The sequence below is a fragment of the uncultured Thiocystis sp. genome, assembly GCF_903866365.1.
GTDB lineage: Bacteria > Pseudomonadota > Gammaproteobacteria > Chromatiales > Chromatiaceae > Chromatium.
This window is the reverse complement of sequence record NZ_CAIPNF010000111.1, coordinates 10,793-33,546: the sequence shown is the minus strand read 5'-3', so window position 1 is coordinate 33,546 and position 22,754 is coordinate 10,793. Positions and strand designations below refer to the sequence as shown.

General features: G+C 63.3%; 14 protein-coding genes. 5 read left to right on the top strand and 9 right to left on the bottom strand.

Annotated elements, in window-relative coordinates:
• Positions 1-161: 161 nt before the first annotated feature.
• The 7 genes from QZY07_RS06855 to QZY07_RS06825 all read right to left on the bottom strand — a co-directional run bounded on the left by QZY07_RS06855 (position 162) and on the right by QZY07_RS06825 (position 8,751).
• On the bottom strand, positions 162-1,694 hold the full coding sequence (locus tag QZY07_RS06855; RefSeq protein ID WP_295400976.1) for an MBL fold metallo-hydrolase: 1,533 nt from the start codon (positions 1,692-1,694) through the stop codon (positions 162-164).
• A gap of 429 nt (positions 1,695-2,123) precedes the next feature.
• The gene (locus QZY07_RS06850; protein ID WP_295400974.1) at positions 2,124-3,470 is read right to left on the bottom strand and encodes a transposase; all 1,347 of its coding nucleotides are present in this window, start codon (positions 3,468-3,470) and stop codon (positions 2,124-2,126) included.
• Between the two features lie 66 nt (positions 3,471-3,536).
• Entirely contained in the window at positions 3,537-3,848 is a 312-nt protein-coding gene (locus QZY07_RS06845; RefSeq protein ID WP_295400972.1) for a hypothetical protein, read from the bottom strand.
• Between the two features lie 77 nt (positions 3,849-3,925).
• Positions 3,926-5,011 carry a UDP-3-O-(3-hydroxymyristoyl)glucosamine N-acyltransferase gene (lpxD, locus tag QZY07_RS06840; protein WP_295400970.1) on the bottom strand — a complete coding sequence of 362 codons (1,086 nt, stop codon included), beginning with the start codon at positions 5,009-5,011 and terminating at the stop codon, positions 3,926-3,928.
• Positions 5,012-5,033: 22 nt separating this feature from the next.
• Positions 5,034-5,783, bottom strand: a complete 750-nt coding sequence (locus QZY07_RS06835; RefSeq protein ID WP_295400968.1) for a carboxypeptidase regulatory-like domain-containing protein — start codon at positions 5,781-5,783, stop codon at positions 5,034-5,036.
• Between the two features lie 324 nt (positions 5,784-6,107).
• Positions 6,108-7,589 carry a RimK family protein gene (locus QZY07_RS06830; protein WP_295400966.1) on the bottom strand — a complete coding sequence of 494 codons (1,482 nt, stop codon included), beginning with the start codon at positions 7,587-7,589 and terminating at the stop codon, positions 6,108-6,110.
• Positions 7,582-8,751: a peptidase C39 family protein gene (locus QZY07_RS06825; RefSeq protein WP_295400964.1), complete on the bottom strand. Its 1,170-nt coding sequence runs from the start codon at positions 8,749-8,751 to the stop codon at positions 7,582-7,584. Before QZY07_RS06825 ends, QZY07_RS06830 begins: the two co-directional genes overlap by 8 nt.
• A 67-nt stretch (positions 8,752-8,818) precedes the next feature.
• Between QZY07_RS06825 and QZY07_RS06820 the strand changes: the two genes are divergently transcribed.
• The 5 genes from QZY07_RS06820 (at position 8,819) to QZY07_RS06800 (ending at position 19,048) form a co-directional block, all read left to right on the top strand.
• Entirely contained in the window at positions 8,819-9,580 is a 762-nt protein-coding gene (locus tag QZY07_RS06820; protein ID WP_295400962.1) for a DUF3782 domain-containing protein, read from the top strand.
• Between the two features lie 28 nt (positions 9,581-9,608).
• The gene (gene argE / locus QZY07_RS06815; protein WP_295400959.1) at positions 9,609-10,766 is read left to right on the top strand and encodes an acetylornithine deacetylase; all 1,158 of its coding nucleotides are present in this window, start codon (positions 9,609-9,611) and stop codon (positions 10,764-10,766) included.
• A 38-nt stretch (positions 10,767-10,804) separates the two neighbouring features.
• Positions 10,805-12,313 (top strand): alpha-amylase family glycosyl hydrolase, encoded by a 1,509-nt coding sequence (locus QZY07_RS06810; RefSeq protein ID WP_295400956.1) that lies wholly within the window; start codon positions 10,805-10,807, stop codon positions 12,311-12,313.
• Positions 12,303-15,719, top strand: a complete 3,417-nt coding sequence (locus QZY07_RS06805; protein ID WP_295400954.1) for a hypothetical protein — start codon at positions 12,303-12,305, stop codon at positions 15,717-15,719. Before QZY07_RS06810 ends, QZY07_RS06805 begins: the two co-directional genes overlap by 11 nt.
• Positions 15,720-15,958: 239 nt before the next feature.
• Entirely contained in the window at positions 15,959-19,048 is a 3,090-nt protein-coding gene (locus tag QZY07_RS06800; protein WP_295400953.1) for a discoidin domain-containing protein, read from the top strand.
• A 29-nt stretch (positions 19,049-19,077) separates the two neighbouring features.
• Here QZY07_RS06800 and QZY07_RS06795 read toward each other — a convergent pair whose 3' ends face one another.
• Entirely contained in the window at positions 19,078-19,563 is a 486-nt protein-coding gene (locus QZY07_RS06795; protein ID WP_295400952.1) for a SprT-like domain-containing protein, read from the bottom strand.
• 12 nt (positions 19,564-19,575) lie between these two features.
• Positions 19,576-22,563, bottom strand: coding sequence for an EAL domain-containing protein (locus tag QZY07_RS06790; RefSeq protein WP_295400949.1), 2,988 nt, complete (start codon positions 22,561-22,563; stop codon positions 19,576-19,578).
• Between the last annotated feature and the right edge of the window lie 191 nt (positions 22,564-22,754).

The following is a 22,754-nucleotide window of genomic DNA, read 5'->3' as shown; positions in this document are numbered from 1 at the left end:
TGTGTGCTTCCAGTAGCAGCACTGACGATTGTAGACTTACAGCTAGCACATTTAAGGACTGAAATACCCGTTAACATTTAGCTCCCCTAAAAATTTCCTAGTGAGACAAATTTTGCGTCTCACCAAAAAATCTTGATGAGACGCGACAATCTGTGATGCTATCAAGATTTGGGGGGAGGCGAATAGGGATAAACGCAACCAAAATCTAGTGGATCGTAGTCGCATGGATTAATAACATTGTCTAACAACGATTGATCAAACTGGTTAAGCGGCCCCATTGGATAATAGGGGTTTGAATCCCTTGTATCACTGTATTTTGGGGTGTCAGTTTTAGTGGAAACTCTCTTAGCGATTGGGGGTATCCAGGTATAATCGGAGATCGCCGCTCTGCGCTGATGAATTTGAGTTTTTGTCACATTGAAGACCATGAAATCCGCCGCAATGGTAACGGCTCCGTGATACCAGGAACGAAGACTATCGAATGCAGGAACCATCGTGTCGTCTTCTGCCTGAAAATGCGTTGCCACCGCGAGTCTAGGGGCTTTCCCACGGTTATTCATTTCATATAGCATGTAGCCCAGAGCCATTTCTGGGGTATGAGAATTTTCCTCGATAGACCTAGACGTTTTTAGCCCAAAACTCAGCGGGTTGGCGTCTCCTCCATTCTTGCTTACCCAAGTTTCTGGCGGTACGACCATCTCATGGATGAAAATATCTACCGGCTTTTCGCTATTGGTAGCCTGAGAAACCATGAAATTGTTTGGCTTGGTATCGCCCGAAAATATCATCGACAGCCCTTGGGTTAGCCACTCCAGTTTATAGCTAATAGAACCATTCCGGTCATGGACGGCAGGGAAGAATGAAATTCTTACGCCGTTCTCTTCGTAAGCAATACCTCCGCCGTCAGGATAGGTGATGTTTCCATTCGAAAATTTTGATGGCGTAGGAAGAAGATCCGGGTTTGGATAAGGATCATTGGTATTCCAAGTTTGCTTTTCTCCCGTTCGCCAATTCAACTCGGTAGCAATAATATCGTAGCCATCACCAGGGGCATCAGTCCATTTAGTTGGGACAAAGCTTTGCGATTCCGAGTGCCAGCGATTCAATTCTCGGAAACAACGGCAGAAATTTAAGGTTCCATCGTCATAATATTTTCCCGAAACTTTGGGATCTTCTACTCCAGAGGCGGACGGTCCCCAAATATAGAGAGGAGATTTACCATCTTGCTGTGGTCCAAAACAGTAGATTTGAGTCAAATCGCCAGTGTGGTCTCCATGCAGATGGGTGAGGAAGATTTTTCGCAGCTTCGACATCGGGATTTTCATGGCGGCGTAATTAATAGTCACGCCTGTTCCGCAGTCGAACATGAAACAATCGCCGTTGCCCAATTCTACGAAAACACTGGAATCGGCCTGGGCACGACGCAAAATAGGAGACGTTCCTATAAAAGAAATCCGCATTTCATCATGTGCCAGCGTTTCCGAGCCGGGTATATACGTTTCTAACGAATAAAGTAAAGAATTGGCATCGGCCCAATCGTAGGAGGGAGGTGCGGGCGGCGGCGAAGGAGGAGGGACCTCTGTCACAACCTCTGCACTGGCAAAAACATTCTGGATGTTGCTGGCGAGGGAAGCTAACCCGCCCAAGGCCAAGCCAAAAAATTTTAACGCTTTTCGCCGGTTGAGATCCGTCAACTTTGGCTGTCGCGAGTACGACATAACACTTCCTCTTTATATTATGTTAAGTTTTGCTGCAATAGTAATTGGCAGACCATACAAGTCTGCCTGCTGACTGTCCTGCTGCCCCTGCTTATCACCCTCCTGGACCTTGTTTTCGGCACTCAGGTTGCTGTTTTGCACCAAGTTTAGCATACCTCCCCCTGTAGACCTCTTCATCCGTGCGTTAAACCACTAAGTTTCCGTAAGAAGTCGAGTAATTTGGTCTGCTTAGACTGGCTGATGGCCTTGACATCAACGATAGGCGGTCTAGGAGTCTGTCGGGCTTAAGGTCTACGACACCATTTGCCCCTCACAGAGGCTGAAAAACGACTCATACGTCCTCAGATCACCCGTTGACGGGGTGTTTTCCGCTGTCTTGAGCCTGTCTCTGCTTTTTGGGCAGACCTATCCTGCCAGCACGTGAAGTCGCTTCAGGTTGTAGGCCAGACAGACCAGTGTCCACTCCCCCGTCACCGCCTCCAGCCCGCGCAACAGGAACTGCCGGAATCCCATGACCTCCTTGACGATCCCAAACACGGGTTCCACCGTCGACTTGCGCTTGGCATCGAGGGCTTTGCCTTCCACGGTCTTGAGCCGATGGTGCATCCGGGCCATGGGACTGGCCGTCGCGGGCGGGGCGACTCCGGCCTCGGCGAAGCGGACTTCCGGGCTGGGGTGGTGGGTGTCGCGAGCGCCAGCCAGGAGCGGGATGATGTTCCCCTGCTCACAGGCCTCGGTATTCGTGGCGCTGCAATACCCCGTATCGCCCACGAGCGATCGAACGTGCCCAAGCGTCGGTGGCAACGCCGCCAGATTCGCCAGTGCCGGCGTCAGTTCCTGCTGATCGTTGGGGGGTTGCGTGACAGGCTGTTCGAGGATCAGACGACTGGCGTGTTCCACGCCCGCCTGGGCGTTATCGCATGGCTCAAAACCACCCCCAGACACCGCCATGATGCGCGATTCCGGGTCGGTGAAGTTCACTTGATCGTGCTCGCGCGGTCCCGGTTCTGGCGGCTTCGGCGCACGTCCTCCCAGCTTGCGTCCCCGTTGCTGTTCACGTGCTCGGCGCTGCTCCTCATACGCCGCCTTCTCGGCTTCATCGCGAGCTTGCGCACGCGCGTCCAATTCGATTTTCACGTCACCGATTTGCTGTAACCGCGCTTGGCGCCTCGCCACTTCTTCTCCCACCTTCATCCCAGCGACCGGTTCCTGGTCGCCCGCGGTCTCGGCTTTCTTGAGCAAGGCCTGCACTTCGGCACGCAGCTGTTCTTCCAGACGATGGGCATCACCCCAACTCATCGCCTTGTGCTTGCTGGCGTTGGCGTGAATTTTGGTTCCATCCAGGCTCACATCGCCTAACCGTAGGACACCCAAAGCATACGCACGAACCAAGATCTGGGTAAACAAATCTTCCAGTTCCCGCAAAAACCGCTTGCGAAACGTGTTGATGCTATCGTGATCCTGATGGGCATTGCCCGTGATGTAGATGAACGGGATCGATTCATCGGTCGCCCGTTCCAACTTGCGACTGGAGAATATCCCCGTTGCATATCCATAAAACAGCAGCGCCAGCATCCTGTTGGGAGGATAGGGCGCCGAGCCTCCACCACGATAGGCATTCTCCAGGGCGCTGACATCCAAGCCATCCACGAGGCTCACGATGAAGCGCGCCAAGTGATCGGGATCCAGCCAGTCCTGTACCGGAATGACGAACGGCTGATCTCGCTCGATGGGGACGAATTGATTGCTCATGGCAAGGCTCTTCGGGGGCGACGGAACCATCTTAACTGGTTGACGAGCGGGAAATCCGACAGACTCCTAGGCGCTGACCTGAGCGAACCTGTGATTGACCCGACGATCCGAGTCCGCCCAACCCCCGCAAGGATTGCGCGGCAGGTATTCGCGCGCCTCGACCGGTTGGCCCTCGAACAATCGGCCGTTCAAACTGTCGATCAGCGCCTGCCCTTCCTCCCGTGTCGCCGTGCGGGCAACGACGAAATGATAATTTCGGGCGTGCTCATCCTGGCCCTGATGACACTGGAAAACCGTTCGCAAGTCGATCCCATGCAGAAAATCCGTGAGTTCGACCAGGGTCGCCGTTCCCGGCAGATTACCAATAAAGATATCCAATTGCTGATTCCTCCGCGACGCGCAAGGCAATGCACGATCAGGGATGCTGATCGACGTGAATTCGCATCCGCGATCGTTTAACTCGCCGCGGCCTCGAAATCGCCCTTTTCCAGATCCTTCTCAAGCTCGCTTTCAAATCTGGCCAAACGGGCCTCCAGCCATTCGAGCCTCTCCTGTTGACGCTGGATCTGCTTCAGCAAATCCGGCAGGCGAGCCAGCGCCGCATGTTCCCGCAGCGCCTGCTTCAAGGCCCTGGCGGGCGTGCCGAACACCGCCGCGCCGGGCGGCACGTCCTTGACAACGCCGGATTGCCCGCCGATCCGGGCGCCATCGCCGACCCGCACATGATCGGAGATCGCCACCTGTCCCGCCACCACCACGCCATCGCCAACCGTGGAACTGCCAGCAATACCGGATTGACTCACGAGGATGGTATGACAACCCACCGAGACGTTGTGAGCCACCTGGACCAGGTTATCGATCTTGCATCCGCGTCCGATCCGGGTAACGCCCAGGGTGGCGCGATCGATACAGCTATTGCAGCCAATTTCCACGTCGTCCTCGATGACAACCCGACCGAGTTGCGGCACCTTGCGGTGTCCGGCGCCATCCCAGCGAAACCCGAAGCCGTCGCCGCCGATCACCGCGCCCGGATGGACGATGCAGCGATCGCCGAGTGCGCAGTCCCGTAGGATGCTGACGTTCGCGCCGATCAGGCAGTCGCCGCCGATGCGCACACCTGGCCCAAGATAGACGCCGGCGCCGATACGCGAACCGCTGCCCACGACCGCGCCGGCGGCGATGACCGCGCAGGCACCGACCGCCACGCCCGCGCCCAGTTCGGCATCCGGGTGAATCGCCGCGCTCGGATGACGCCCCTCGGTCTCGGGCGCGGGGAGAAAAAGGGCCGCGACCTCGAAGAAACACGCGCGCGGATCCGCGACCCGCAACAGCGGTTTGTCCGCCACGGCCGGGAAACTCTCGCCGACGAGAATCAGCGCCGCCTGACTCCGCGCGACCGCAGCTGACTGAGCGGCCTCCTCGGCGAAGCAGAGATCATACGGCCCGGCCTGCTCCAGCGTACTGACGCCCCGGATCCGGTCCGCGCAGGCAGCCGCGCCAAGCGCCTCCAACGCTTCCCGCAAATGATTGGATACAGTCATGTCGATCCTTGGTGGTCAGTGGTCAGGGCGCCCAGTAGAAGGCTTCCTGGATTGCTCCGTTTGCCGGGACCGTCACCTCGCGGGTCTGGATCTGTCCGGCTTTATCGAGGGTGAGAAGATACCGTCCAGGCACGAGTTTGACGTAGAACCAGGGGCCTTGCGAGACGGCCGTCAGCAGTGTCGCTCCAGCCGTCTCGCTGACCCGCACCTTGATGTCCGCCAGATAGGCCCCCGAGCCCTGCACGGCGAACAGGAGTCGCAGATTGTAGTTGGACTTGACCAGCGCCATCTCTTCTCGCTCGGACGAGCCGATCCCGCCGCTCACGTAGGGGATTCCGACCGCCGGCGCGGATGGCGACGCCTCCGCGGGAACCGTGCTCGGTGCTGGCGCGGTCGAGGGTGCCGGCTCCGTGGTCATCGCGGGCGCCTCTGTCGTCACGGGAACGCTCGGCGCCTCGGGCGCCGTCGCGGACTCGGACACGGGCGTCGACAGCGGCAGGATCGTCCCCGCCGGCAGCACCGTGCCCGCGGGCAGGACGGTTCCTGCGGGTAACACGATCCCGCCCGGCAGGATCGTCTCCTCGGACAAGATCATCTCCGCGGGCAACTCCATGCCGGTCGGCGCGACCGCGCCTGGCGGAGCGATCGCCCATTGAGCCGGCGCCGGCGCCATCGCGCCCGCCGCTGGCGCGCCCTCTTGCGCGAAAGCAGGTGCAGCCAGACAGCAGGCCGCGAAGAGCGGTGTCAGCAAGTCGGTTCCGAGGTGTCGCATCAAGGCGATCTCCGCATGAATTCAGGACGAAGGCGTTTGATCGAACCCCGATCTCCCGCCCGATATCTGGCAATCCCGTTCGGTTCAGTGTATCCCAATTGAGCCGCTCAAAGACAACGCACACCACTCGACCATGTCCAGCCGACAACCGATCCGTCAACCTAAATCCGGAATGTGGAACCGCAAAGGCGAAAGGACACGAAGAAAAAAATGGCTTGTCATGCGCGCGACAGTCGCCCCTTGGGTGAATGTCGTCATCGCGGCAAGACATCGAAATCCTTTGCGTTCTTTGTGTTCTTTGCGGTTCAACTGCTCTTTTTAGGGTCAACGCTTCCCCTCCCGCCGCCGATCGAGCCGCTCGACGAACTCGCCGATCAGACGTGAGTAGAGTTGATCGCCAAGCACCTGGTCCTCGACCCCCGCGTCCAGGTTCGGATTGTCGTTGACCTCGATCACCACCGGACCCGCCGGCGTCTCCTTGAGATCGACCCCATACAGCCCGTCGCCAATCAGATCGGCCGCCTTGAGCGCGGCTTTCACGACCGATTGCGGCACCTGATCCATGGCCAGGGTCTCGAAGCCACCCTGCTCGTGCCCGCCGTCGACGCCATGCTTGACGATCTGCCAGTGATCCCGACTCATCAGATATTTGCAGGCATAGAAGGGCTTGCGGCCGAGGACGCCAATGCGCCAGTCAAACGGCGTGTAGAGATACTCCTGCGCCAGGATCAGATCCGATTCCTTGAACAGCTTGGCCGCGATCCGGGTCAGCCCGATACGCTCCTCGGCCTTGAACACACCCCGCGAGAAGGACCCTTCCGGAATCTTCAGCACGATCGGATAGCCAATCCGGTCCTCGGCCTCCATCAGGTTCTCCTTGCGCAACACCAGCGTCTTGGGCCGGGGGATACGATGGGCGGCGAGCAGTTCGGCGAGATAGACCTTATTGGTGCAGCGCAGGATGGACTCCGGGTCATCGATGACGACCATGCCCTCGCTATCGGCCTTTTTCGCGAACCGAAAGGTGTGATGCCCAATCCGAGTCGTCTCGCGGATGAAGAGCGCATCGTATTCGGCGAGCCGGCTGTAATCCTTGCGCTGAATCAGTTCCACGTTGACGCCCAGCGCCTTGCCGGCCTTGACGAAGCGCGCGAGCGCCTTGGGATCGGACGGCGGCAGATCCTCAGCCGGATCGTGCAGGATCGCGAGATCGTAACGATAGGACAGGCGCGCCCGCGGCTGACGCCAGCGCTGGGACAGATACCCTTCCATGGCGGAAAATAGCGGCGCTTCGCCAGTGCCGGTGACCGCCGCCAGCGGCAGCGCCTTGATGGCGCCGATGCGCCAGGTACCCTGGAGCTTGAACTCGACCTTCAAAATTGGGCAGCGGAAGGTCTCGAAGATGAGCCGCGCCAGCGGCTGCAATTCCTTCACGTCGCACTGACCGAAACAGATGGTCAGCTCGTAGGCGGTCGGGGTCAGGGCGGAGGTCTTGCGACGGGCTAGCAGCCGCTGCGCCAGACCGTCGAGTTCCTCGGTCGCCAGACTGTAGATCTCCCGGCTGGAGAGTTCCTGAATGGTGCGCACGCTCGGGATGACCTTATGTCCGCGCGCCTCGGCGAGCAGCGAACAATAATAGCCCACCGACAGGTAGCGATAACTCCGGCACAGATTGATGACGCGCAGATCGCGCTTGGCGGCCAGTTCGCCGCCGGCCAGATAGTCGCGGGCGGTGACCACCGGCAGGCGCGGAAACTCCGGTTTCCAGTCGCCTTGTTGCTCCACCAGCAGCAGGTGCTCAGCCATTCCAGCCGGCTCCCGCGGAGTGCGACACGAGGACGACGGCCTGCAATCCGACCCGGCCATAGCGGGCCATGCGGGTGAATTCGTCGCGTTGAATCGGCATATCGATCGAGTCCAGCGTCGTCTCTCCGTTGTCATAGTCGACATAGGGGTCGTGGACATAGACGAAGTGTTCGTCGAAGCCCGTAATCACGACCCAGTGGGGGAATTTTTCCTGATAAATCCGGTAGGAACTGATGAGCACCAGGGGGACGGCGCCGGCATCCCAGCGTCGCTCAAGGTCATCGAGCGACAGGGTTCCCTGCGTGACCGGGATCCCCAGGCGTCCGGCCTCGGCCAGCATGTCCTCGTGGACCAGACGCATCACCTCCTTCTTCTCCGGACTGCGCACCGAGGCCACCAGCGGCACGCCGGGATCGTTGACGAAAACCTCCACCCCGAAGCCGCGATGATGGGCCGCCAGCGCCAGACCCAGCGGGCCGCAACCGCCATGCCCGGACGTCATGAAAATGGTGGTGGACTCGCGCCAGATGCGCAGTTCGAGCGTGCGGTTCAGTTCCAGGCTCGGACGCAGTGCCTGCATCGCCATCATCAAGGAGGACGAACCGCAGGTGAAATCCAGCGTCTGCTCGTAGAAAGGCACCCGCTTCAGTTCCGGCTTGAGGCCCGGCGACAGCGTTTTCTCGTAGCGCAGCGCCTCCATGTGGTCTTCGTAATAATCCGAGAGAATCCCGAAACGCCGGTAACCGGCCCCCTCGAACAACGCCTGGGAGGCCAGATTGTCGCGGCGGATCTCCAGACGCAGATAGGCGCGTTCCCGCTCCCAGGCCGCTTCCTCGGCCACCTCCAGCAGCCTCCGTCCGATGCCCCGCCCGCGCGCCTGAGCGGCCACGGCGATGGAATAGAGCCGGGCGACCGAGGTGGCGCCACTGAACAGCAGCAGGACATAGCCGAGCAAGCCCTCGTCATCTTCCGCCACCAGGGTCTGGGCGCGCCCGCGGGTCAACAGGTAACGGAACTGGCGGCGGCTGATCCGGTCAGTCTCGAAACAGCGATTCTCCAAACTCAGCAGCGCGCCAAGATCGCTTAATCGAGCCAGACGGAGACGCGGCGGCGGGGATGCCGGCTCGGCGGGAAGGCTGAAGGTGGATGGCTCGCGGGACACTGGCGATGGACGGAACGAGGGGATAAGCTGGGGCAATCTACAGGGCGGCGGGAAAAAAGCAAGACAGATGAACGCGGAATCCTTGAAAGAATCGATCCGACGCGAATTGCCGGAAATCCTGCGCACCGACCCGGAGTTCCGGGCCTATCTCCTCAATCTGACCCGCGAAGAATACGCCGGCAGGGCGGAGACGAACGACCGCTTTTACGAACTGCTGGGCGAGTTGCGCCGCGATCGCGAGAAGAACGAGCAGAAATGGGAAGACAATAACCGCAAATGGGACGAGCAGCAGCGGGAAGACAAACGGAAGTGGGATGAAAACAACCTCAAATGGGCGGAACAAAATCGCCAATGGCGCGAGGATCAGGCAGCGGCTCGCGAGGAATTCAGACTGGTCCATGAGGAAATCATGGCCCAGGCCAAAAAGTTCGACCGCTCGATCGGCGCGTTGGGCGCGCGCTGGGGTCTGCAATCGGAGAAAGCCTTCCGCGATGCCCTGGCGGGCATCCTGGAGGTTAGCTTTGGCGTGCAGGTGATCAACGTCAACGAGTATGACGACCAGGGCGAGGTCTTCGGGCGTCCCGATCAAGTCGAGCTGGATGTCATCATCCAGAATGGCCTGCTGCTGATCTGCGAGCTGAAATCCTCGATCGACAAGGCGGGGATGTACAGCTTCGAGCGCAAGGCGCGCTTCTACGAGCGCCGGCGTGGGCGCGCGGCCAACCGGCTGATCGTGATCTCGCCGATGATCGACGCCCGCGCCGCGAAGGTTGCCGAACGCCTGGGGATCGAGACCTTTGGCGACTCGACCGACCTGAAGGCGTTGTAATCCAACCACTGTCGGAGACCCCGCGTCCATGACCACCCAAGCCCCGCCGCTGTTGCGCATGCTCCAGGATCTCATCGGCACCCTGTCGGTCAGCAGCGTCACGCCCGCCTTCGATCACAGCAACCGCCCGCTGGTCGACCTGCTGGCCGGCTGGCTCGCAGCGGCAGGCTTCCGGGTCGAAATCCTGGCGATCCCCGGTCACCCGGACAAGTTCAATCTGCTAGGGACATTGGGCAGCGGTCCCGGCGGACTGGTGCTCTCCGGTCATACCGACACCGTCCCCTTCGACGCGCCGCTCTGGAACCACGACCCGCTCAAACTCACCGAGTCGAATGGGCGCTATTACGGACTTGGCACCTCGGACATGAAGTCCTTTCTGGCCCTGGCGATCGAGGCCGCGCGCGGTCTGACAGCGGAGGATCTGGTCTGTCCGCTCATGATCCTGGCCACCGCCGACGAGGAATCCGCCATGCACGGCGCCCGCGCCCTGGTCGAGGCCGGGCGTCCGCTGGGCCGCTACGCCGTGATCGGCGAGCCGACCGGACTGCGCCCCGTGCGGCTGCACAAGGGCGTGATGGGCGAAGCGGTGCGGCTGATCGGTCGCAGCGGACACGCCAGCGACCCGAGCCTGGGCAATAACGCCATGGATGGCATGCATGAGGTACTGACCGCCGTGCTCGCCTGGCGCGAGGAATTGCAACGCGCCCATCGTCACCCGGCCTTCGCGGTCCCCTACCCCACGATCAACTTGGGCCATATCCACGGCGGTGACAATCCCAACCGCATCTGCGGCGACTGCGAACTGCACCTGGATCTGCGCGTGCTGCCCGGTCTCGACCCCGCCGATCTGCGCGCCGAGCTATCCAGACGGGTCGAGGCGGTTGGACAACGGCGCGGGTTGATCTGGACGGTCGAACCCTTGTTCGAGGCGATTCCGGCGGCGGAGACACCGGCCGACTCGGCCATCGTGCGCGTCAGCGAAGCCCTGACCGGACATGCCGCCGAGGCGGTCAGCTTCGGCACCGAAGCGCCTTTCTTCAACCGACTCGGGATGGACACCGTGGTTCTCGGTCCGGGCGACATCGCCCAGGCGCATCAGCCCGACGAATACCTGGCGCTCGACCGGATCCCGCCGACCCTGGAACTGCTGCGCGCCTTGATCGGGCAATTTTGTCAGTCGCGATGAACATGACCCCTTGAGACAGCGCGGAGAGGAATTCAACCATGTCCAAGCCACGCTATCCCTCGCTGATTGAGATCAACACCCGCGTCCGACTCTCGGAGCTGTCGCTCGAACTCGGCCGCGCGGCAACCCTGGACGATCTCCCCGACACGGAACTCGACCGGCTCGCCAGTGACAGATTCGACCTGATCTGGTTCCTCGGCGTCTGGCAGACCGGCGAGGCCGCGCGCCAGGTGTCGGCGACGCATCCCGAGTGGCTGGCCGAATATCGCCGCGTGCTCCCGGATTTTCAGGAATCCGATGTCAGCGGATCCTGTTTCGCCGTCCGCGACTACCGCGTCCACGCCGACTTCGGCGGCGACGCCGCGCTCGCCCGGCTGCGCGTCCGGCTGCACGCGCGCGGCCTGCGGCTCGTCCTCGATTTCGTCCCGAACCACGTCGCGCCAGACCACCCCTGGGTGGACGAGCATCCGGACTTCTTCATCGCGGGGACGGAGGAGCAACTGGCGGCGGAACCGCGGAACTACCGCCGCCTGGAGACCGCCAGCGGGAGCCGCATCCTGGCCTATGGCCGTGACCCCTACTTCCCCGGCTGGCCCGACACGCTGCAACTTCAGCATGGCAATCCACGGCTTCAGGAAGCCCTGCTTGGCGAACTCACGCGGATCGCCCGGCAGTGCGATGGCGTGCGCTGCGACATGGCGATGCTGATTCTGCCCGAGATCTTCGAACGCACCTGGGGGATTCCCGCATCGGCCTTCTGGCCAGCGGCCACGGCGGCCGTGCGCGCGGAGATTCCCGGCTTTCTGTTTCTGGCCGAGGTCTATTGGGATCTCGAATGGACGCTCCAGCAGGAGGGATTCGACTACACCTACGATAAACGGCTCTACGACCGTCTGGTCGAGGGCGCGGCGCGGCCTGTTCGCGAGCATCTGATGGCCGGACTCGAGTGTCAGGATCGTCTCGCGCGCTTCCTCGAAAATCACGACGAGCCGCGCGCCGCGGCGACCTTCGAGCCGGGCGCTCACCGCGCGGCCGCCGTCATCACCTTTCTCAGCCCCGGACTGCGCTTTTTCCACCAGGGACAGCGCGAAGGCAAACGGGTGCGGATCCCGATCCACCTGAAGCGAGGACCGGCCGAGGCCCCGGATACCGCCGTCGCGACCTTCTATGACACCCTGCTCGCCTGTCTGCGAGATCCCGCCTACCGCGATGGAGCCTGGCGACTCCTGGAGGCGCGTCCGGTCTGGCCGGAGAACGCGACGAACGACGACGTCATCGTCTTCTCCTGGAGCGGTCCCGGAGCGCTCCGGCGTCTCGTTGCGGTGAATGATGCGGCTCATCGGAGTGAGTGCCATGTGGCCTTGCCATGGGACGACCTTGGCGGTCGAACCTGGCGTTTTGAGGATCGGCTGAGCGAGGCGGTCTACGAACGCGACGGCACCGACCTCGCCACCCAGGGGCTCTATCTCGATCTGCCGGCATGGGAGTGCCACGCCTTCGAGGTACGGGCAATCTCGCTCCATCAGGGATCGCGCCATGAGCATTGAAGATCGTCAGACCGTCCCCGGCCCCCGCCTGCTTCGGAGCGATTCCGGCCTGTCGGTGCAGGTGAATGGCAACGGCTCCATCCGCCGCCTGGATCACCAGGACATTTTGATCAACCTCTTTCCAGGCAACGAGGTCGAGGGCGGCCCGACCAATCTCTATCTGCGCCGACTGGGCGCGCGGATCGCGTGGACCCCGTTGCTCGGCCCGCGTGCCCCGGCGCGACGGGTCGACGCGGAGGAAGGATTCGCGCTGTCCGGTCTCTGGGAGGGAATCCGCTTCGGCGTCACCCTGACCCTGGCCGAAGCGGCTCCGGTCTGGTTCTGGCACCTGACGCTGGAGAACAACGGCCCCGCAGCGGTGACCCTGGATCTGATCCACACGCAGGATCTGGGACTGGCCCACTACGGAGCGGTACGCCTGAACGAATACTATGTCTGCCAATACCTCGATCACACCCCGCTGTCCCATCCCGCGCACGGCTGGGTGCTGGCCACGCGCCAGAACCAGTCGATGGGCGGACACCACCCCTGGTGTCTGATCGGTTCGCTCGGCCAGGCGGTCCGCTACGCGACCGACGCCCTGCAGGTCCATGGGCTGGCGACCCGCGCCGGCCGCGAACCGATCGCCCTGGTCGCGGGTCTGCCCGGTACGCGCCGTCAGCATGAACACGCGATGGCGGCGCTCCAGGAGGAGCCTTTTCGGCTGGAGCCCGGCGAGCGGGTGACCCGCGGCTTCTTCGGCTGGTTCGAGGCCGACCATCCGGAGGCCACCTCGCATACCGATTTGGCATTGGTCGAACGGGCGCTGGCGTTGCACAAGCCCCTCGCCTCCGAGTGGGAGAGTCCTTGGGGCGAGGGGACGAACGAACCGCCCGCAACCGGGCACATCGCATCGACTGCCAGCCTCTTCGCCCGAGCGCCTCTGCTGGAGTGTCTCGATCTGACCGTGGGCGAGCTGATCGCGCTGTTCGGCACCGACTGGCGCCATCTGGAAACGGACGAGAATGGAGAACGGCTGTCCTTCTTCGCTGGCGAGCACACCCATGTGGTGCTTAAATCCAAGGAGCTGAACGTGCTGCGACCGCACGGCCAGATCCTGCGCACCGGCTCCGCGCTCACCCCGGACGAGTCGGGTCTGACCTCGACCGTCTGGATGGCGGGGGTTTTTCATTCGATGCTGACCCAGGGGCATGTGAGCATCAACCGCCTGCTCTCCACGACCCATGGCTATCTGGGGCTCTTCCGCTCGCACGGCCAGCGACTCTTCGTGGAGCTGGAAGGCATCTGGCATCTGCTGGACGTTCCCTCGTCCTTCGCCATGACCCCCAGCGCCTGCCATTGGACCTACCGCCACGCGCAGGGCTGGATCCAGGTCACCAGCCGGGCGCCAACCGACCGTCACGCGCTGACCCTGGAGATCGAGGTCTGCGCCGGTCAACCCGCGCGTTTCCTGCTCGCCAACCATGTCGCCATCAATGGCGACGACGGATCGGACACCGTCCCCGTGCGCGTCGAGCAGGACGCCGAGGGTTTCCTGATCCGCCCCATCCCCGACTGCGATGTCGGCCGGCGCTTCCCCGAGGGTGGCTTCCGGATCGATCCGCGGCCCGACACCCGGATCGAGCGTTGCGGTGGAGACGCGTTGCTGTTCGCCGACGGACGCTCCCGGAATCAACCCTTTTTCTGTCTGATCACCGAATCCGCGACCGCGCTCGGCTTCCGCCTGACCGGTCAGCTCGTCGCCGGGGAACCGGGCGAGTCGCTCGCCGAGTCGGAATACTGGACCCGCATGACCGCCGGCGTGCGTTTGCATCCGCCCACCGCGAGCCCCCTGGCCGGAGACGCGGCACGGCTCGGCGAGTTCCTGCCCTGGCTCGCCCAAAACGCATTTATCCACTATCTCAGCCCGCGCGGGCTGGAACAATATTCCGGCGGCGGCTGGGGTACCCGCGACGTGGCGCAGGGACCGGTCGAACTCCTGCTCGCGCTGGGCCGGCCCGAGCCGGTGCGCGACCTGCTCGTGCGTCTTTTCCAGAACCAGAACCCCGATGGCGACTGGCCCCAGTGGTTCATGTTCTTCGCGCGCGAGCGTCACATCCGACCGGGCGATGCGCACGGCGATATCGTTTTCTGGCCCCTGCTGGCACTGGGACAATATCTGGCAGCCTCCGGAGATGCCGCCCTGCTCGACGAGATTGTCCCCTTCTTCCATCCCGAAGGCGACGGGCCGGCGGAACAGGCGACCATCCGCTCACACCTGGAGCGGGCGCTCGCGCTCATCGCCCGGCGCCGCATCCCCGGCACCCAGCTCGCCGCCTATGGGAACGGCGACTGGAACGACTCGCTTCAGCCGGTCGACCCAGCCATGCGCGAGCATCTGTGCAGCGCCTGGACCGTGACCCTGCACTCTCGCACCCTGACCACCCTGGCCGCGGCCTTCCGGCATCTCGGGCAGGGCGCACAAGCCGAGATCCACGCCGCCCAGGCGGAGGCGGTGCGCGCGGACTTCCAGCGCCTTCTGCTCCCCGACGGCGTCCTGGCCGGCTTCGCCGATTTCCGCGACCCGGACGCGATCGCCTATCTGCTCCACCCGCGCGACCAGGCGACCGGGCTCTCCTACAGTCTGCTGGCGATGGTGCATGCCATCATCGAGGGCCTGTTCACCCCGGAGCAGGCGCGTCGGCATCTGGAGCTGATCGAGCGGCATCTGCTCGGCCCCGATGGGGCCAGGCTTTTTGACCGCCCCATGCCCTACCGCGGCGGTCTCCAGCGCCACTTCCAGCGCGCCGAGAGCAGCAGCTTCTTCGGCCGCGAGATCGGGCTTATGTACACCCATGCCCATCTGCGCTACGCCGAGGCACTTTGGCGTGTCGGCGACGCCGAGGGCTTCTTCCGCGCTCTCTGTCTGGTCAATCCCATCCGCATCCGTAGCCTGATCCCCGCCGCCGCCCTGCGCCAGTCGAATTGCTATTTTTCCAGCTCGGACGCCGCCTTCGCCGACCGCTCCGAGGCGGACGCCGATTACGCGCGCGCGCGGCGCGGCGAAATTCCGCTCGAAGGCGGCTGGCGGGTCTATTCCAGCGGGGCCGGCATTGGATTGGGGCTCATCCTGCGCGCCCTGATCGGGTTGCGACTGGAGCGCGCGCGGCTGGTGGTCGATCCGGTCATCCCGGAGCGTTTGGATGGTCTGCGGGTCGAGCTGAGGCTGGACGGGCAAGCGGTGGAGGCAACCTACCGCATCCGGAGCGCGGGTTGCGGCCCGTTCTCCATCCGGCTCAACGGCGCCGAGCTGGCCTTCGAGCGGGGTGCCTCGCCCTATCGCGTCGGGGCCGCCGAGATCCCCTTGGACGATGTCCGCGCGGGGATGATCCCAGGAATCAACCGGCTGGAGGTACGGCTCGGTTAATCCTAGCGCAACTGTGCGAAAGCCTCCAAGACCGCCTCATGTCGTTGATTTATATATGCCTTTACTGATTGAGACGTTCACCTAATGGGTGAACCTCGTTAGGTCTCGCCCAATGGCTAATTTGATGATTTCCAAAAGCTGATGGCTGGAGGCTGACCGATCAATTTAGGTTAATGGTTGCCTCCGCAGCCAATCTCGGGCGACGATCGTCGCGATGACCTGATTTCAGGAACCGACTCATGAATGACAATCTCTTGGACGACTTCGAGGATCTCTCTGGCTGGAGCGCGATCGCTTCGGGACAGGCGCGGCTGCAAATTTCACCGGAACGGGGACGACGGACGGGGGCGATGCGCCTGGATTTCGACTTCCAGGGCGGCGGCGGCTTCGTGGTCGCGCGCAAGCTGTTCGATCTGAGCCTTCCGGAGAGCTATGCCTTTGGCTTCGGCATCCGTGGTCACGGCCCCGGCAACATCTTCGAATTCAAGCTGGTGGACGCCTCCAATCAGAATGTCTGGCGCTCTCGCGAGGAGGTCTTCGCGCCGCCCAAGGACTGGCTCGATCTGCGGATCAAGAGCAACCGGATCGCCTTCGCCTGGGGGCCGCTGGGTGGCGGGCCGGCGCGGTCGATCGCGGCAATCGAGTTCGTGATCGCCGCCGGACCTGGCGGACGGGGGACGGTCTGGATCGAGGATCTGCGCTTCGAGGACACCAGCTATTCCCTGACCCCGCGGGTCGAGGCGAGCAGCGCCCGACCGGGCTACGAACCGCGGCATGTCTGCGACCCCTCCCCGGAAACCGGCTGGCGGACCGACGGCACGGACGCTCCCCAACGTCTGCTGATCGATTTCCAGTGCGAGCGCGAGTATGGCGGCTTGATCGTCCGCTGGGATCCGGAGCGTCCGCCACAGGGTCTGACCATCCGGCTGTCCTCCGACGGAACCGACTGGCGGACCTGTTTCGAGACCCATCAAGGGGTCGGCGAGGAGACCTGCGTGTATCTGCCGGAGACCGCTTCGCGCTATGTGGCGCTCGATCTTCAGTCGAGTCCGGGGCGCGACGGTCTCGGCATCCAGTGCGTCGAGGTCCAGCCGCACGACTTCTCGCGCTCGCTCAACGATTTCTTCAGCGCCATCGCCCAGCGGGTGCGCACCGGGCTCTACCCCAAATATCTGCTGGGACGCCAGACCTACTGGACGCCGGTCGGAACGGGCGAGGACGTGACCCAGGCGCTCTTCAACGAGGAAGGCATGGTCGAGGTCGACAAGGGCAGCTTCTCGATCGAGCCCTTCCTCTTCGTCGAGGGCCGGCTCATCGCCTGGGCCGACGCGGACCTGAGCCAAAGCCTGGAGCGGGGCGATCTTCCCATCCCCCATTCCGACTGGCGGAGCGGCGATCTGGGTCTGCGGGTCACCGCCTTCGCGACCGGCGACGATGGCGACTCCTGTCTCTTCATCCGTTACCGCGTGGCCAACGCAGCGGGGCGGTCGCGGTCCGTGGCGCTCTGCGCCGCCATCCGACCCTTCCAGGTCACGCCGACCTGGCAGCACTGGCAACGGTTCGGCGGGGTGAGCCAGATCGACGAACTGGCCTATGCGGACGGCAAAGTCCGCGTCAACCAGGGCAAATGGATCATCCCGCTCGACGCGCCCGCTCGCTTCGGCGCCGCCACCTTCGCCCAAGGCGCAATCAGCGAGTATCTGAAAACCGGCGACCTGCCGAACCGAGATCAGGTGAGCGACCCCTTCGGTCATGCCTCCGGGGCGTTGCGCTTCGATCTGGAGTTGCCGGCCGGCGCAACGCGCGAGGTCTATCTCGCCATCCCCTTCGGTGAGCTGACGCCAGCGCAGGCGGCGACCTGGTCCAGCGACCTGACCGGCGCCGAACAATTCGCGCGCGCCCGAGCCGACTGGGAGACACGACTGGACACGCTCGACATCCAGCTCCCGCCCCAGGCGACCGGGGTCATCGAGACCCTGAAGACCGCCGCCGCCCATATCCTGATCAGCCGCGACGGTCCCGCCCTGCAACCGGGGCCGCGCCGTTATTCACGCGCCTGGATCCGCGACGGCGCACTCATCGGCGCGGCACTGGCGCGGGTCGGGCATGCCCAGGCGGGACGCGACTTCATCCGCTGGTACGCGGGCTTCCAGACGGCCGACGGCAATCTGCCCGATTGCGCGGACCGCGACGGCTGCGAGTGGCTGCCCGAATTCGATAGCTGGGGCGAATTCATCTTCGCCGTCATGGATCACCACCGCTTCAACGCCGACCGCGCCTTTCTGTTCGAGCTGTGGCCGGCGGTCCTGAAGTGCGTCGATTTTCTGGAGTCGCTGCGCAACCAGCGTCTGACGCCCGAGTATCGGGCCGGAGAGAAACAGGTCTGTTACGGGCTGTTGCCCGAGTCCATGAGTCACGAGGGCTACATGGCCCATCCGGTCCATGCCTACTGGGACGATTTCTGGGCCGTGCGCGGCCTCAAGGACGCCGCCGAGATGGCCGACCTGCTCGGCGAGCGGGATCAAGCCCAACGCATCGCCGCCTTGCGCGACGACTTCCAGGACACCCTCTATGCCTCGCTCCACCGCGTCATCGCGGAGCGGGGGCTGGACTTCGTCCCCGGCTCGGTCGAATTCGCCGACTTCGACCCCTCGGCCACGGCCATCGCCATCACGGTCGCCGACGAGCTGCATCGTCTGCCAAGACCGGCGATCGACCAGACCTTCGACAAATACATGACGGGATTTCGCGCACGGGCGCGCGGCGAGATCCCCTGGGCCAATTACACCGCCTACGAGATCCGCATCATCGGCGCGCTGGTGCGGCTCGGTCGACGGGGCGAGGCGCACGAACTGCTGGATTTCTTCCTGGCCGACCGCCGCATCCGGCCCTGGAACCAATGGCCCGAAATTTCCTGGCGCGACCCGCTCGGACCCAGCTTCATCGGGGACATGCCGCATAGCTGGATCGGCGCCGAATATATCCTCGCGGTGCGCAGCCTCTTCGCCTACGAGCGCGAGTCGGACCAGACCCTGGTGATCGCGGCCGGCGTCGCCGAGGATTGGCTGGCCGGAGGTGGCGAGGTGCGGGTGCGCGATCTGCCGACCCAGCATGGCCGGATCAGCTACCGTCTGTGGCGGGAATCAGAGGGGATTTGCCGCCTCTCGCTCGCCGGGGATCTGACCGTTCCGCCCGGCGGCATTCTCGTCATGCCGCCGCTCCGCCACGCGCTTGTTCAAGTCGAAATCGACGGCCAGGACAGCACGGAATTTGGCGCGGATTGGGCGGTCTGCCCGATCTGCCCGGCGGAACTTCGATTGCGGTCCTGACCGATTGCGATCCGCGCGAATTGGGCAGTTCATGCCAGCCGCTCCAGCCGCAGCGTCCCCAGCGTCTCCGGTCGCCCCCGCAGATGCCGGTGTGGCAATGAAGCGATGAAGTCTCTCGAAGGACGGCGATGGTAGGTCTTCACCACCTGTTTCCGACCGTCGACGAGCGCGACCAGCAGATACCGGGGCGGAATCGGTGTCGCCCCCTCCGAGCTGGAACGTGTGCTGGCAATGCGGGTGCAGCCCACCTGATCGGCCCAGTGTCGCCAGACCGGACCGTGACCGGTCCTCGGACCGGCCAGAGCGTGGGCGATCTCGTGGCGGATCGTGTTCAGGATCAGGGAGACCTCGGGTTCGCGCTCTGTCAACGGGGCCGACAATTCGATCCGCCGCCGGTCATAGCGGCACAAACCATGCGCGCGCTTGCGGGCATTCCAGCCGAAGATCCAGGCGTGCAGTGACGGAAAACGCGCCAGTTCCTGAATCGCCAGGGCGTGTGCGTGTGTCAGGTTCATGCCTGCTCCTCTTTATGGATGCAACATCTCGCGACTCGCGACGGGCGGATCGGTCCAGCGCGGATCGGGGCGCCAGGCGGCCGACCAGCCGGGAATCTCGTCGGCCGGCATGGGGCGGGCGATGCCATATCCCTGGGCCAGTTCGCAGCCAAGTTGCAGCAGCCTCTCGCCATGCTCCAGGGTTTCCACGCCTTCGGCGATGGCCTCGCGGCGAAAGGCCGCAGCCAGGCCCAGGACGCTCTGGACGATGGCCAGATCCTCCGGATCGTCGAGCATGTCGCGCACAAAGCTCTGGTCGATCTTGAGCAGGTTGACCGGCAGGCGTTTCAGGTAGGTCAGCGAGGAATAGCCGGTGCCGAAGTCATCCAGCGCGCACATCACCCCCAGCGCGCGACAGGCCGCGATGACCTCGGAGACGCGGGCGAGGTCTTCCAGCGCGCTGGTTTCCAGTAGCTCCAGACCGAGACAGGACGGCTTGACCCCAGGGTGCGCGGCCAGCAGGGCGCGCAAACGTTCCACGAAATCGATCTGCTGCAACTGCCGGGCACCGATATTGACGCTGACCGGCAGATCCAGTCCGAGCGCGTGCCATTCCTCCATCTGGGTCAGCGCCGTCGCGATCACCCACTCGCCGAGTTCGACCGCCAGCGGGTGATCCTCGATCACCGGCAGGAACACCACCGGCGGCAGCAGGCCGCGTTCGGGATGCCGCCAGCGGATCAGCGCCTCCGCACCGACGACCGTCCCCGCGCGCATGTTCACCTTGGGTTGATAATAGAGCACGAATTGGCGCGCGAGCAGGGCGTGACGGATGTGCTCCAGGCTTTCATGATGACCGCGGGCGTTGCGGTTGTACTCGGCGTCGAAGAGATGATACCGGTTCTTGCCGGCCAGCTTGGCCTGATACATGGCCTGGTCGGCCTGACGCAAGAGTTGGTCCGCGTCCACCTCGTCCACCTGCGGGTAGAAGGTGACGCCGAGGCTGACCGTGATCCGATGGGTGAGCTTGCCGACCTGGACCGGTTCGGCCACGGCGGCGAGCAGGCGATGCAGCAGCGACTCGGTGGACAGGCTGTCGGTGAGATCGACCAGCACGGCGACAAACTCGTCGCCACCCAGTCGGGCCAGGGTATCGCCTTGGCGAAGCGTCTCCTTCATCCGGGCCGCCACGGCGATCAACAATTGGTCGCCGGCTTCATGCCCGTGACGATCGTTGATCGCCTTGAAGCCATCGAGATCGAGATACACGACCGCCACTTGCTGTCCGCGCCGCGGGGTCTGCACCATGGCCTGGTGCAGGCGGTCGGCCAGCAGGACGCGGTTCGGCAGGGTGGTCAGGGCGTCGTAATGCGCGATGTGCTCAAGTTGCCGCTGGTGCTCCTTGAGCGCGGTGATGTCCGAGAACAGGGCGACGTAGTGCTGGGTGTCGCCGCGCGCGCCGTGCACCGCGCTGATGGTTTGCATCGTGGCGAAGACTTCGCCATTTTTGCGCCGGTTCCAGAGTTCGCCGGACCAGTGGCCTTTTTCGATCAGCGCGCGCCACAGGGCGGCGTAGAACTCCCGGGAATGACGACCGGATTTGAGCAGGCGCGGGTTGCGGCCCAGCACCTCCTCGCGGCCATAGCCGGTGATGTGGGTGAAGGACTCGTTGACCTCGACGATCGAACCATCGGCGGTGGCGATCACAATGCCTTCGCGGGCATGGGTGAAGACGCTGGCGGCCAGGTGGAGTTTTGCCTCGCCTTCTTTGCGCTCGGCGATATCGACCCCGATCCCGATCCCCAACAGGAAGTGGCGGCCATCGATCGTCATCCGCCGCCCCGTCATGACCAGCCAGCGGAAGGCCGGTCCGCCACGCAGCAGAACCCGGCCTTCCACGGTCTCCACGACGCCGTAGTTCAGAACATTGGCGATTTTTTCCTGGATGAGCGCGCGGTCGTCCGGATGGATGCTGTCGAGCGCCTGCATGCCGGCGATGGCATGATCCGGCTTGCCCATGATTTCGTCGCGCTGATAGGCGTTCCAACGCACGAAACGGCCCTGGTCGTCGAGCATGTAGAAGGTGCCGGGAATACTGTCGATGATGGCGTTGTTGAGCGCATGGCCCTGTTGCTCGGCCAACTCCGCGCGCCGACGCTCGGTGATGTCCTCGCCGGAGCAGACGATATATTCCACTGAGCCGTCGGCGCGCCGCTTGGGCGATTTCAGGATGGAGATCAGTCGCGGTTCGCCCGACGTCTGGGGCAGCCATTCCTCGGTTCGGACCGTTTGACCCGTCGCGAAGACCTCGCGATTCACCGCGCGGCAGGCGTCGACGATCGCCTGCGGAAAGATGTCGTACTGGCTCTTGAAGGCCATGTCCTCGACCCGCCGGCCGCTGAAGTCGGCGTGGGCGCGATTGACCGCGCCATAGGTGTGATCGTCGGTCAGGTACCAGATCTGAGTCTGGATGTTGTCGAGCAGGATGCGCCGCTCCTCGGCCAATTGCGCCAGCGCCTCCTCCGCCCGTTTCTGCGCCGTGATGTCGCGCACGATCGCCTGGACAAAGGTCTGTCCCGCCATCGTCATGCGGGTCAGCAGGACGGTGGTCGGGAAATCCCGGCCGTCCAGCGTGCGGTGGGTCCACTCGAAGAAATGGGAACCCTCGCGCAGCGCCGTCTTGATCGACTCCTTCGCTTTCTCGGCCGACAGGCCGCCATCGGGTTGGCGTTCGGGAGAGACATCCCACGGCCCCAGGGCGACGAATTCCGCCTCGTCCCGCACGCCGTACATCGCGCAGGTGGCCGGATTACCGGTGGTGAATCGCCAGGAGGGCGGGGTCAGGGTCATCATGGCGTCGCGGGACTGCTCGAAGAACAGCCGATGCCGTTCTTCGCTTTCCATCAGCCGCTGTTCCGCCTGTCTGGACACTGATGGCTCGTTTTCTCTTAAGGCCGCCCGCTGGGCGCGGCTGTCGGTCCCCATAAGGTCCATCGGTTCCGCCTGGAACTTCGATTGCATCGGCTCCTCCTCCCTTTCAAACCGCGTCAGGCGGACGAGCGCCTTGGGACAGTGGCGGTGCCTCGCCCTCAACCACGCGCATTCGAGCCGGCGTGGCTTAAGAATCATACCATTACACACAAGTCTGTAACTTGCTGATTTTTATATAACACGATCCGGTTTGTGTTGTTTATATTTCAGCGACTTACAAA